At 41.2% G+C, this 12,493-nt stretch carries 12 protein-coding genes; 8 read left to right on the top strand and 4 right to left on the bottom strand.

Going from position 1 to position 12,493, the window contains the following annotated elements:
* Positions 1 to 3: 3 nt before the first annotated feature.
* From LS48_RS02390 to LS48_RS02375, 4 genes are all read left to right on the top strand, one after another.
* Entirely contained in the window at positions 4 to 684 is a 681-nt protein-coding gene (locus LS48_RS02390; protein WP_062619783.1) for a metal-dependent hydrolase, read from the top strand.
* Positions 685 to 777: 93 nt separating this feature from the next.
* Positions 778 to 1,821, top strand: coding sequence for an o-succinylbenzoate synthase (locus LS48_RS02385; RefSeq protein ID WP_062619576.1), 1,044 nt, complete (start codon positions 778 to 780; stop codon positions 1,819 to 1,821).
* Positions 1,822 to 1,864: 43 nt separating this feature from the next.
* Positions 1,865 to 2,836: a CPBP family intramembrane glutamic endopeptidase gene (locus tag LS48_RS02380; protein ID WP_062619573.1), complete on the top strand. Its 972-nt coding sequence runs from the start codon at positions 1,865 to 1,867 to the stop codon at positions 2,834 to 2,836.
* Positions 2,836 to 3,903, top strand: a complete 1,068-nt coding sequence (locus LS48_RS02375) for an AMP-binding protein (RefSeq protein WP_235810997.1) — start codon at positions 2,836 to 2,838, stop codon at positions 3,901 to 3,903. Before LS48_RS02380 ends, LS48_RS02375 begins: the two co-directional genes overlap by 1 nt.
* 3 nt (positions 3,904 to 3,906) lie before the next feature.
* On the opposite strand, the gene LS48_RS02370 is transcribed toward LS48_RS02375, so the two are convergent.
* From LS48_RS02370 to LS48_RS02360, 3 genes are all read right to left on the bottom strand, one after another.
* Entirely contained in the window at positions 3,907 to 4,404 is a 498-nt protein-coding gene (locus tag LS48_RS02370; protein WP_062619568.1) for a hypothetical protein, read from the bottom strand.
* A 74-nt stretch (positions 4,405 to 4,478) separates the two neighbouring features.
* Positions 4,479 to 4,976 carry a hypothetical protein gene (locus LS48_RS02365; RefSeq protein ID WP_062619566.1) on the bottom strand — a complete coding sequence of 166 codons (498 nt, stop codon included), beginning with the start codon at positions 4,974 to 4,976 and terminating at the stop codon, positions 4,479 to 4,481.
* A 77-nt stretch (positions 4,977 to 5,053) separates the two neighbouring features.
* Positions 5,054 to 6,697 (bottom strand): acyl-CoA carboxylase subunit beta, encoded by a 1,644-nt coding sequence (locus tag LS48_RS02360; protein ID WP_062619564.1) that lies wholly within the window; start codon positions 6,695 to 6,697, stop codon positions 5,054 to 5,056.
* A gap of 241 nt (positions 6,698 to 6,938) precedes the next feature.
* Here LS48_RS02360 and LS48_RS02355 point away from each other — a divergent pair, with 241 nt between their 5' ends.
* The 4 genes from LS48_RS02355 to LS48_RS02340 all read left to right on the top strand — a co-directional run bounded on the left by LS48_RS02355 (position 6,939) and on the right by LS48_RS02340 (position 9,874).
* On the top strand, positions 6,939 to 7,121 hold the full coding sequence (locus tag LS48_RS02355; protein WP_045080117.1) for a CAL67264 family membrane protein: 183 nt from the start codon (positions 6,939 to 6,941) through the stop codon (positions 7,119 to 7,121).
* A gap of 85 nt (positions 7,122 to 7,206) precedes the next feature.
* Positions 7,207 to 7,683, top strand: coding sequence for a DinB family protein (locus LS48_RS02350; protein WP_062619562.1), 477 nt, complete (start codon positions 7,207 to 7,209; stop codon positions 7,681 to 7,683).
* Positions 7,684 to 7,735: 52 nt separating this feature from the next.
* Complete coding sequence (gene ettA, locus LS48_RS02345) at positions 7,736 to 9,427, top strand: energy-dependent translational throttle protein EttA (RefSeq protein ID WP_062619559.1); 1,692 nt, start codon at positions 7,736 to 7,738, stop codon at positions 9,425 to 9,427.
* Between the two features lie 3 nt (positions 9,428 to 9,430).
* Complete coding sequence (locus LS48_RS02340; RefSeq protein WP_062619557.1) at positions 9,431 to 9,874, top strand: hypothetical protein; 444 nt, start codon at positions 9,431 to 9,433, stop codon at positions 9,872 to 9,874.
* Positions 9,875 to 9,936: 62 nt separating this feature from the next.
* Here the strand turns inward: LS48_RS02340 and LS48_RS02335 are convergent, their stop codons facing one another.
* Positions 9,937 to 12,489: a T9SS type A sorting domain-containing protein gene (locus tag LS48_RS02335; protein ID WP_062619555.1), complete on the bottom strand. Its 2,553-nt coding sequence runs from the start codon at positions 12,487 to 12,489 to the stop codon at positions 9,937 to 9,939.
* Positions 12,490 to 12,493 lie beyond the last annotated feature (4 nt).

Here is a 12,493-nt window from a genome sequence, read left to right as displayed (position 1 = left end):
ATTATGAAAATTACATTTTACGGACAAAATTGCCTCGGCATAGAGATTAAGGGAAAACACATTTTGGTAGATCCCTTTATTAGCGGAAACGAGCTTGCAAAAGATAAAATTGACATCAACCAGTTAAAGGCAGATTATATTCTTTTGACCCACGCCCACCAAGACCATACGCTGGATGCGGAAGCTATCGCAAAAAATACAGAGGCAGTAATTGTGAGCAATTTTGAGATTGCAAACCATTATGAGGAAAAAGGCATTGAAGTACACCCGATGAACCACGGCGGCAGTTGGAAGTTTGAATTTGGAAAGGTAAAATACGTAATTGCCCATCACACCAGCAGTTTTCCTGATGGCAGTTACGGCGGCCAACCCGGCGGTTTTGTGATTGAGGGCGAACATAAAAACATTTACATCGCGGGTGACACAGCGTTGACAATGGATATGAAATTGATCCCGATGCGAACAAAGTTGGATTTGGCAATTCTCCCCATAGGCGATAATTTCACAATGGGGATTGATGATGCAATTATTGCCAGCGATTTTGTACAGTGCGATAAGGTTTTGGGCGTGCATTATGACACGTTTGGATATATCGAAATAGACCACGAAGAGGCAAAACGAAAATTCTACGATGCCAATAAGGATTTGATGTTGCTTGAAATTGGCGAGAGTATTGAGTTATAAAATTCCAAAAATAAAATTCCAAATTCCAAAGGGCGCTCTTTTGGAATTTGGAATTTTAAAATTTGGTGCTTCAACCCTAAATCTACTTATACTTTGAAAGCCTCTTATAAAAAACACATTCTAAACTTCAAACGTCCCAGCGGCACTTCCCGCGGTGTTTTGAATAACAAGGAAACCTATTTTCTTATTCTGAAAACCGAAGAAGGTTTCGGAGTGGGCGAGTGCGGCCTGCTTCGCGGTTTGAGTATTGACGACCGTCCCGATTACGAAGAAGAGCTTGCGGGCGTGTGTGAAAACTTGGAATTGGGCGTAAGTGAAGCAGATTTATACGAAGCTTTGGAGGAATTTCCGTCGATACAGTTTGGGGTTGAAACCGCTTTTAAATCGTTGCATTCCAATAATCCTTTTGAATTATTTCCTTCGGAATTTACCCGTGGCGAAGCTGCAATTCCTATTAATGGCCTGGTTTGGATGGGAGATAAGGTTTTTATGAAGCAGCAGATTTTAGAAAAACTTAAAGAAGGCTTCACATGTATCAAAATGAAAATTGGCGCTATCGATTTCAAGACTGAAATCGAACTTTTAAAATCCATCCGAACCGAATTTTCCGCTTCCGAAGTGGAACTGCGCGTAGATGCCAACGGCGCCTTTTCGCCCAAGGAAGCTTTGGAAAAATTGAAAGTGCTTTCAGATTTGCAATTGCATTCCATTGAGCAGCCCATCAAGCAAGGCCAATGGCAGGAAATGGCACGACTTTGTGAGGAAACGCCGCTTCCCATTGCTTTGGATGAGGAGCTCATTGGTATCTTTTCAGAAGACGAAAAAAATAAACTTTTAGAAACCGTAAAACCGCAGTTTATAATCCTAAAACCTTCATTGGTTGGCGGTTTCCGCGGAAGCGATACTTGGATAGACCTTGCGGAAAAGCACAATGCGGGTTGGTGGATTACTTCGGCTTTGGAAAGCAATGTGGGTTTAAACGCCATTTCGCAATATACCTTCACAAAAAACAGTAAATTGCCGCAAGGTTTGGGCACGGGTAGCCTTTACACCAATAATGTTGAAAGTCCGCTAAAAGTTTCAAGGGGAGAATTAAAATACAACCCGAATAAAGTCTGGAATTTTAATTTTAAATAATTTTCACAAACCACAAACCACAAACCACAAACAATCAACAAAAATGTACATAAAACAAGCTTTTAAATCCCTGCACGAATGGTGGCGCTATTTGGTTGGTTTTCTTATAATTTTTATCGCTAGTCAAATTGGTTCCATTCCTCTATTAATTGCCGTAATGTTTAAGGTAATGTCCAATGGCGGAAATATAGAATCCATTCAGGATCCAAATGTGATGATGACAGTTCTGGATTCAAACCTCACACTGTTTTTGATGCTGCTCAGTTATGCCATAGGGTTATTGGCAGTTTATCTCGTGGTGAGATTTTTGCACAAACAACCTTTTGTCGAACTTACAACCTCGCGCAAAAAAACCGATTGGGGCCGTGTGTTTTTTGGTTTTGGGCTTATTACGGTCACTACCTTGGTGGTAACCATATTGGACTATTACAGCAATCCGGACGATTATGTTTTGCAGTTTGATTTGGTTCCGTTTTTAATTCTTGCGGTAATTGCAATCATTATGATTCCACTGCAGACCAGTTTTGAGGAATATCTTTTCCGTGGGTATTTGATGCAGGGAATCGGCGTTTTGGCAAAAAACAGATGGTTACCGCTAGTGCTTACCTCTGTGATTTTTGGGGGTTTGCACCTCGCAAATCCTGAAGTTGATAAACTCGGGAATATTATAATGATTTATTACATCGGCACAGGTTTCTTTTTGGGAATTATGACGCTGATGGACGAAGGAATGGAGCTTGCATTGGGCTTTCACGCGGGAAACAATTTGATTACGGCCCTATTGGTCACCGCAGATTGGACCGTCTTTAAAACCAATTCCATTTTCAAGGATATTTCAGAACCCTCGGCTGGGTTTGATGTAGTTGCACCTGTGCTTATTCTGTATCCTATCTTTCTTCTGATAATGGCTTGGCGCTACAAATGGCGCGATTGGGGCGGTAAGCTATTTGGAAAAGTGGAAGAACCTATTATTGTGACTGAAGAGAATAACCCGAATTCAACTTTTATTGAATAGTGAAATCGTTGCTCCATCCCACATTCAGATTAAATGGCGAAGCATTTCCTTCTGCTGAAGCGTTAAAGGAACGTGCGAATTATTTAGTTGAAAACGGAAAGGAGGATGAAGTCGCAATTGGAAAATTTATTTTGGAGTGGCTTGACGAAAATGATTTTATAACCGTAAAAACTTCCGGTTCCACAGGAACGCCGAAAACCATCACCCTTCAAAAAGAAAAGGTTTATAACAGTGCCGAAGCCACCGTGAAGTATTTCGATTTAAAAGAGAATACCAAAGCCTTGCTCTGCCTTTCTTCGGAATATATTGCAGGGAAAATGATGCTGGTGCGGGCAATGATTGCGGGTTGGGATTTATGCACAACTGCTCCCGAAAAAAATCCGCTTGAAAATATTGATGATACCTTCGATTTTTCGGCAATGGTTCCCTATCAGGTTTTTCATTCGTTGAAAGATTTACACAAAGTGAAAAAGTTAATCGTTGGTGGAGGAGCAGTGTCGGCTGAATTGGATAAGCAATTACAAAAAATAAAAACCCGGGTATTCGCAACCTACGGAATGACCGAAACCATCAGCCATGTAGCGGTTCGCCCGATAAATGGAACAAAGAAATCAGCTATTTTTTCTGCGCTTCCGAAGGTAAATTTTTCTTTGAACGGGAACAATTGCCTGCAAATCCACGCCCCGGAAATTTCCGAGGAAAGTATTGTAACCAACGATGTTGTGGAGCTAATTTCACCAACTTCCTTCAAGTTTTTGGGAAGAGCGGACAACGTAATAAATACGGGCGGCGTAAAAGTACACCCCGAAATTGTGGAGGAAAAGCTTTCGCCTCACATAAACCAACCCTTTTTTATTGCTTCGGAAAAGGACGATGCCTTGGGCGAGCGGGTTATTTTAATTATTGAGAGTAAAAAGCAATTAAAACTTGAGGATTATACCGAAACATTTAATAGCCTTTCAGCTTACGAAAAGCCTAAGAAAATTTACACACTGCCCCATTTTATTTATACGGAAACTGGAAAAGTAAAACGGGCTGAGGTTTTGAAATATTTTTTTCTGAAGTAAACTTTATTCTAATGGTTTGTCCTCCTGTTGAAATTCACTTTTTAAGGGACCTTGCAGCATCAAATCTCTTTCTACTCTATCTCGCGTGGGCCTTTGCATAATAAGCCATCCGAGGAGTAATAGGGAAATAATTAAAAAGTACTGATTTCCTTCATTCATAAAAGCCACAATGCCTAATAGTGCTGGACCCTCTAAAAGTGCATATTTTACAACGGAAGCTGATTGAAAGCCATTCAGTTTTTCCATTAAGGTATTTTTGGAAGCTAATCCTTTTATAATGTTTCCGTAAAGATAATTACCTGCTACTATTCCCGCAATTGCCATAAACGGAACTACAAAGAACATTACATCGCCAGAATAGGTGAAAATTAATTCTTGGTTTTTGGTTTGTAAAAACATCATCAATCCAAAAATTAGAACACTGGCTACCAGTACAAGATGGATTAGGGTAAAGGTTCTTAAAAAAGATTTAGGTGTGATTGGAGATGTGTTTTTTTCCATAATCTATGAGAGTTTTATTAAAGATACCCATTCCGGTGTTTAAAAAAATGGAAGGTTTGAAGAATGGTTTAATTTTAGGTATCCACTTTTTCCTGAATCTTTCCAATAATGGTCGCTTCAAATGTTTTGGGGTCGTATGCTACCAAAACGTTCTTTCCCACTTCAAATTCGTGAATGCGTAATCTTGACACTAATTGTTCCGTGGTCGTTGAGAACTTAGGGGCGTGCTTTGGCATTACTTCCAATTCAAAACCCACCATATACGAGTTGTTAACGGTGGTTCCCGTTTCGTAAATATTTAGGATCTTGGCGGGAGCTTCTTTTCCGTTTTTAAGCAATTTTTTTTTACTAGTGGAAGATGTAACGATAGAACCAATAAAAAAGATGAAGGTAAGGGTAAATAATATTACCAATGCCACAAGGGAATATTGGGTAAGTTCGGGAAGCTCGTCAAAATCATAAGAACCTTCTGGCATACCCCACATACCAACGAATAATGTAATAAAGGGAATCCACATTAAGACGAAACAGCGCCAGCCCATTTTGCGGAGTGTGGTAGGGTTTAATGTCATAAACTGATTGGTTTGAAAGTTTATTTATAAACCAAATGTAGTGAAAATCAATTATTTATGATTTTTATTCTAAAATTTTATACCTGAATAATTCCCAAATTAAAAGCCTTCTCAATAGGCGCGTGGTTTGCTGCTTCAATGCCCATTGAAATCCACTTTCGGGTGTCCAACGGGTCAATCACGGCATCGGTCCAGATTCGGGAAGCTGCGTAATATGGCGAAATTTGTCTGTCGTAGCGTGCCTTTATTTTATTGTAAAGTTCTTTTTCCTCTTCTTCCGTAATTTCCTTGCCCTCTTTTTTAAGAGAAGCAGTTTCTATTTGAAGCAATACCTTAGCAGCACTGTTTCCGCTCATTACAGCAAGTTCGGCACTTGGCCAAGCAACAATCAATCGCGGGTCGTAGGCTTTTCCGCACATGGCGTAGTTGCCCGCACCGTAACTATTTCCAATTACTATAGTAAATTTCGGCACAACGCTATTGCTAACCGCATTCACCATTTTTGCACCATCCTTAATAATGCCGCCGTGTTCGCTCTTGCTGCCCACCATAAACCCCGTTACATCCTGTAAAAACACGAGCGGGATTTTCTTTTGGTTACAATTGGCAATAAAACGCGTGGCCTTATCGGCACTGTCACTGTAAATTACGCCGCCAAACTGCATTTCGCTGGGCTTAGTTTTGGCTTTTGTGGTTTTTACCAAAGTACGCTGATTGGCAACAATGCCCACGGCCCAACCGTCAATGCGGGCATAGCCTGTAAGAATGGTTTGCCCGTAGCCTTCTTTGTAATCCTCAAAAGCGCTATTGTCCACGAGGCGTTTTATAATTTCGCGCATATCGTATTGTTCGGCGCGAGATTTTGGTAGAATTCCGTAAATATCTTCTTGTTTTTCCTTTGGTTTTATTGCCTTTTCACGGTTGAATCCCGCTTTCTCAAAATCGCCAATTTTCGAAACTATATTTTTTATTTTGTCAAGTGCATCCTTGTCGTCTTTGGCTTTGTAATCGGTCACGCCGCTAACTTCGCAATGGGTTGTCGCACCGCCAAGCTCCTCGTTGTCGATGCTTTCACCAATGGCAGCTTTTACCAAATAACTTCCCGCAAGAAAGATGCTTCCGGTTTTATCAACTATTAAAGCTTCATCGCTCATAATGGGAAGATAGGCCCCGCCGGCCACGCAGCTACCCATCACGGCGGCAATCTGCGTAATGCCCATACTGCTCATTACGGCGTTGTTTCTAAAAATTCTTCCGAAGTGTTCCTTATCGGGAAAAATTTCATCTTGCATAGGAAGGTAAACGCCCGCGCTATCGACCAAATAAATAATCGGCAAACGATTTTCAATTGAAATTTCCTGCGCGCGAAGATTCTTTTTCGCAGTTATAGGAAACCAAGCTCCAGCTTTTACTGTAGCGTCATTCGCCACAACGATACACTGTTTTCCTTTCACATAACCAATTTTTACAACCACGCCGCCCCCGGGAGCGCCGCCGTGCTCTTCATACATACCATCGCCCGCAAAGGCACCGATTTCAATACTCGGTTTTTTTTCGTCAAGTAGATATGCAATGCGCTCTCTGGCGGTGAGCTTGCCCTGTGCGTGCTGCTTGTCAATCCGTTTTTGGCCGCCACCGAGCTTCACTTTGGCCAATTTATTCTTTAATTCTGAAACCAGAAGTTTATTGTGGTCTTCGTTTTTGTTGAAGTTTAAATCCATTGAAAAAGTATGTTTGCGCTAAAATACAAAATGCCGGAAAGTTTCGGCTTTAAAGTTTGAAGTTTAAATCTCCGTATTATAAGTTTATAGTCCATTTCTTTTATTGAAGGCTTTCATCATCCCGCACCCATCAAAAAACTATGACATTTTGTTAACGAAAATCTGTTTTATATTACCGATATTTGTTTTTGCTCGTAAATTTGCAAACCGAAAAAGAAAAATCAACCAAACAAAATAGATTATGGGAATGAATAAAAATACGGTACTGGCTTGGGCCACTTTTATAATGATTGTTGTAGGTGTTGTGCTAATAGGTATGGGCGCTTTCCGGTATGACGATGTTGCCGGCTGGGGCTTTGCTTCGGTCGGGATTGGTTTCTTTGCCATTGCCTGGGTTTTTAATGCGTTGAAGGGGCGGGTTTAGTTTTCAGTCTCAGTCGCAGTCTTAGTTGCAGTTTAATTAACTCAATAACATAATAACTTTTATCCCATTCCAAATTATCCAATGTATGTCTGATGAAAAACAAATCCGGGAACGGCTCGTAAAACACCTCTACGGTGGCGAGGCCTTTATGCCCGTAACGGAGATGTTGAAGAAAATTTCATTTGAGGACATCAATACGCGGCCGGGCAATTTGCCGTATTCACTCTATGAATTGTTCTATCACGTGGTTTTCACCCAAAAGGATATTGTAAAATTCACGTGTTCCGATGATTACACCGAGCCCAAATGGCCCGACTATTATTGGCCCAAGGAAAAAATCTGTAAGCAGCAAGCGGAATGGGAAACCCTAAAAGCCGAATACACCACAGACCGCGAACGATTGAAAAATTTTCTTTTAGATGAAGAAAATAAATTGACGCAGCCTGTAAAAAACGGCAAAAACGAACAAACCCTTTTGCGCGAAGTAATGTTGGTTATAGAACATACGGCGTATCACACCGGCCAAATGCTTGTGCTTTTGAGGCTTCTTAACCTTCATTAATAAAAATCTAACAAATCCCGAATTAACATTTAACGATTAATAATTAACTAAAATGAGCGACGATAAAAAAGTAATTTTCTCAATGTCTGGGTTGACCAAAACCTATCAAAGCGCCCAGACTCCAGTCCTTAAAAACATATACTTAAGCTTCTTTTACGGTGCCAAGATTGGTATTCTCGGTCTTAACGGAAGTGGTAAATCTACCTTACTTCGAATCATCGCAGGTGAAGAGAAAAACTACCAAGGCGATGTAGTTTTTGCACCCGGCTATACCGTAGGCTATCTGGAACAGGAGCCGAAACTGGACGAATCCAAAACTGTTTTGGAAGTTGTAAAGGAAGGCGTGCAGGAAGTAGTCGATATTCTTGACGAATACAACAAAATAAATGATATGTTCGGTTTGCCGGAAGTTTATGAAAATCCTGCAAAAATGGATGAACTCATGGAAAAACAGGCAAAGCTTCAAGATAAAATAGACGCCACAAACGCTTGGGAGCTTGACACAAAACTGGAAATTGCGATGGATGCGCTACGCACACCGGAGCCCGATAAATTGATCAGCGTACTTTCCGGAGGTGAGCGAAGAAGGGTAGCGCTTTGCAGATTGTTGCTTAAAGAACCGGATGTGCTTTTGCTCGATGAGCCCACAAACCATTTGGATGCCGAAAGCGTGCATTGGTTGGAGCATCATCTTGCCGAATACAAAGGCACTGTGATTGCCGTAACCCACGACCGTTATTTCTTGGATAATGTTGCGGGCTGGATTTTGGAATTGGACAGGGGAGAAGGCATTCCGTGGAAAGGGAATTACTCCTCTTGGCTGGACCAAAAGTCAAAACGATTGGCGCAGGAGCAAAAACAGGCCGGAAAACGTCAAAAGACATTGGAGCGCGAGCTGGAATGGGTTCGTCAAGGCGCAAAAGGTCGCCAAACAAAGCAAAAGGCGCGTTTGCAGAATTACGACAAACTTTTGAGCCAGGACCAAAAGCAATTAGATGAAAAGTTGGAAATATACATCCCGAACGGCCCGCGTTTGGGAACAAATGTTATTGAGGCCAAAGGTGTTTCAAAAGCATTTGGCGATAAATTGCTTTACGAGGATTTGAATTTCAAACTTCCCCAAGCCGGAATCGTTGGAATTATTGGCCCGAACGGTGCCGGTAAAACCACTATTTTTAAAATGATAATGGGCGAGGAAACGCCGGACAAAGGTACTTTTGAAGTAGGCGAAACCGCTAAGATTGCTTATGTTGACCAGGCTCATTCGAACATAAACCCCGATAAAACCATCTGGGAAAACTTCAGCGACAGCCAGGAATTAATTATGATGGGCGGACGGCAAGTGAATTCCCGTGCATATTTGAGCCGTTTCAACTTTAGCGGAAGCGAGCAGAACAAAAAAGTTTCGATGCTTTCTGGTGGGGAACGCAACAGACTTCACCTTGCAATGACTTTAAAAGAAGAAGGCAACGTACTGTTGCTGGATGAACCTACGAACGATTTGGACGTAAACACGCTGCGTGCCTTGGAAGAAGGTTTGGAAAACTTTGCAGGCTGTGCAGTAGTTATCAGTCACGACCGCTGGTTTTTGGACAGAATCTGTACGCACATACTTTCGTTTGAAGGAAATAGCCAAGTATATTATTTTGAAGGTGGTTTCAGCGAATACGAGGAAAACAAAAAGAAACGTTTGGGCGGCGATTTGATGCCAAAACGAATCAAATATAAAAAATTGATACGCTAAATTATGTGGAAAAATATATTGCTACTTGCATTGTTAATAACCATTTCTTCCTGCGGAAGTAAGAAAACTGCTGTGAAATCTTCAAAGGATTCCAAAGAAGTTGTTTTGGGAAAAATTGAGGCTGTTTCCTATAAAAGTTTAGGAAATGGAGTTGCTTCAATTTCGTTGAAGCTTTTTGAAAACAACACTTTTAAATTCGATTTTAAAAGTATTCCGCAGCCCGAAAGCACCGAAAAACCTGTGGTAATTTCTGAAAAGGGAACTTATACTGTTGATGGAAATTGGAAAATTCTAAATTTTAAGAATCCTAAATTTTCACTTGCAGCTATATTTGACAATACTTACGCAGGCGCTGCAGATTTCAGGGTAATAGATGCAGAAAATGTGAAAATTAATACTTCAAAAAATACACTTTCTATTTGGGGGGTGGTTTGCGAAAAGCAATAAAAGCCTAATAAAAACCCCGATTCAATTTTGAATCGGGGTTTTTTATTTTTAAAATTTCTTTATTATTTTTTGACTATCAATTTCTTTGTAACCGATTGATTGCCTGTATTTACTTTCAGCAAATAAATACCCGTCGCAAGTCCATCGGTTTTTACTTTGATGTTTTTATTGGAACTAAAATTTCCGCTGAACAAATCCTTTATCCTTTTCCCTGAAATATCAAAAAGCTGAACGGTTCCTTCCGAAGAAAGGTTTTGCGAAATTGTAAATTCTGAAGTTGCGGGATTTGGGTATATTTTGATTGAATTTAAAGCCAGTTCATTTTCGTCCACACTTAAAATATCGCTGATATCATAACTGTGCATCCCCCGTCCGAAAGTTCCAGCATAAAGCGTTTGGGTGGGTTCGTGGAATTTTAAGTCCATCACCACCGTAAGCGGCAGGTTGTTTCCTAAAATTGTCCAGTTTGCACCATCGTCTTTGGAATACCACACATTTAAGTCGGTTGCGACGAATAAAATATTTTCTGCCGGATAGACGATAATATCATTTACTGGAATATTTGGTAGGTTTGATGAAATATCCGTCCAATTCTGTCCTCCGTCCGTAGTTTTAAAAACACGCGGGGTATAATCCAAATATTTAAACCCCGAAACAGTAACATACGCAATCATATCGTCACTTGGAACCATTGCGATGGAAGTGATGTATTGATCGGGAAGACCAGCGCTTACGTCTGTCCATGTAGTTCCGCCATCAAAAGTTACGTTTACATTTCCGTCGTCGCTTCCAGTATAAATAACGTCCAAATTATTGTAGGATGCCGCGATTGCGGTGAGCGTTCCAAAAGCTAAGGAGCCGCTTGGGTGCAAACCGTCTGTTAAATCTGGGCTTATGGCTGTCCAAGAAACCGCACGGGTAGAGGTGTAGAGCTTGTTAGAGCCGTAAAACATTTTTGAGGAATCAAACGGTGAAAGAATTACAGGTGTATTCCAATTTGTACGGTCGCTACCGCTTATGCCATTTGTTCCATTTTGGAATGAACTTCCACCGTTTGTGGAACGGCGAAGATTTCCGTATTGGGATTCCCCGTAAACATAATTATTATCGTTTGGATCCACATTTACATGAAAACCGTCACCACCAATGATCGAACTCCAATCGCTTGTGCCTCCTGTGAGTGTCCTAATTGTATTGTTGTCCTGTGTGCCTCCGTAAAGCCTCTCTGGCTGTAAATAATCTACTTCAATATTATAAAATTGGGTTAATGAAAGATTCAAAAACTTAGTCCAGCTATTTCCGCCATTGTTAGAAATATAGGCGCCACCGTCGTTTCCGGCGAGCATAAAATTGCTGTTAGTTCTTGAAAAATCCAACGCGTGATGATCCACATGCATTCCGGGCAGTGTGCTCCAAGAGGCACCACTATTTGTGGATTTTGCAAGTTCAAAACCTATAACATACACTTCGGATGAATTGTTTGGATTAACACGAACATTCCCGAAATACCATCCAAAATTGGCGTCAATTCCACTTAATGCCCCAGCTGGCGTTACCAATGCCCAATTATCGCCATTATCGGTTGATTTATAAAGGCCATCAAATTCATTGGTAATTTCATTTGTTGTGAAACGTGCATAAACCGTTGAAGGATCTGATTCTGAAACGGCAATACCAATACGTCCAGTTTGCGCATTTGGAGCGGGAAGACCGTTGGAAACACCAAGTTCAGTCCAAGTTGTTCCCCCATCCATCGATCTATGAATTGCTGAAGTAACACCCCCATAATCACGTTCCCAAGGTTTGCGGGTGCGTTCCCACATTGCTGCATAAATAATATTTGTATTTGCAACATTCATTGCAACATCAATTGCCGCTGTAGAGTCTGTAACAAAAAGTACACGCTCCCAGTTTCCACCACCATTTGTGGTTCTATATATTCCGCGCTCTACATTTTTACCGTATAATTGTCCGGTAGCCGCAGCAAAAACACGATCTGGGTTTGTTGGGTCAACAACAATTCTACCTATATGGTTGCTTTCGGGCAAACCTACATTGGTCCAAGTATCGCCGCCGTTGTCACTTCTGTATATTCCATCACCAAAATAAGCACCGTCAGTAGCACTTCCGTTTGCTTCGCCTGTTCCTGCATATATTCGCTGAGCGTTTGAAGGGGCAATGGCAATATCACCAATTGAAGGTTTTGATACTTCATCAAAAATTGGGGTCCAATTTGCGCCCGCATCATAACTTCTAAAAATTCCACCAGTTGCCGTGGCCACGTATAGATGGTCATCATTATCTGGTGAAATAGCTACATCGGTAACGCGGCCGCCGGTGTTTAGCGGGCCCACAAACGTCCATTCCCCAGCTTGTTCGGGAGAGCGGTTTGTGAGAATCTGTTTGGATTGAAGCACTGCTTCTTTGTATGCTTCTTTGTTGATGTAATTGTTAGGATACGCGCGTTGGTTGTACATCCACTCTGCGGGATATTCCATTTTTCCGGTTTCTTTTTCTTCGGAAATTTCTTCGGAAGCGTTTTTACAACTCGAAAAAAGAAGTAGGGAAAGCAAAGCGAATACAGTTGAGCGGAAGGGCAGTTTGTAGTTTTTCATCAAA

It is taken from the genome of Aequorivita aquimaris (assembly GCF_001573155.1).
GTDB lineage: Bacteria > Bacteroidota > Bacteroidia > Flavobacteriales > Flavobacteriaceae > Aequorivita > Aequorivita aquimaris.
Note: the sequence above shows the minus strand (reverse complement) of the source record. Positions and strands in the feature narration are given on the sequence as shown.

What these genes read in the sequence shown, in the direction of transcription:
- LS48_RS02355 (WP_045080117.1), top strand. Translation starts at nt 6,939, where the DNA reads ATGGGAATGAATAAAAATACGGTACTGGCTTGGGCCACTTTTATAATG.
- LS48_RS02360 (WP_062619564.1), bottom strand. Translation starts at nt 6,697, where the DNA reads ATGGATTTAAACTTCAACAAAAACGAAGACCACAATAAACTTCTGGTT.
- LS48_RS02335 (WP_062619555.1), bottom strand. Translation starts at nt 12,489, where the DNA reads ATGAAAAACTACAAACTGCCCTTCCGCTCAACTGTATTCGCTTTGCTT.
- LS48_RS02390 (WP_062619783.1), top strand. Translation starts at nt 4, where the DNA reads ATGAAAATTACATTTTACGGACAAAATTGCCTCGGCATAGAGATTAAG.
- LS48_RS02365 (WP_062619566.1), bottom strand. Translation starts at nt 4,976, where the DNA reads ATGACATTAAACCCTACCACACTCCGCAAAATGGGCTGGCGCTGTTTC.
- LS48_RS02380 (WP_062619573.1), top strand. Translation starts at nt 1,865, where the DNA reads ATGTACATAAAACAAGCTTTTAAATCCCTGCACGAATGGTGGCGCTAT.
- LS48_RS02350 (WP_062619562.1), top strand. Translation starts at nt 7,207, where the DNA reads ATGTCTGATGAAAAACAAATCCGGGAACGGCTCGTAAAACACCTCTAC.
- LS48_RS02370 (WP_062619568.1), bottom strand. Translation starts at nt 4,404, where the DNA reads ATGGAAAAAAACACATCTCCAATCACACCTAAATCTTTTTTAAGAACC.
- ettA (WP_062619559.1), top strand. Translation starts at nt 7,736, where the DNA reads ATGAGCGACGATAAAAAAGTAATTTTCTCAATGTCTGGGTTGACCAAA.
- LS48_RS02340 (WP_062619557.1), top strand. Translation starts at nt 9,431, where the DNA reads ATGTGGAAAAATATATTGCTACTTGCATTGTTAATAACCATTTCTTCC.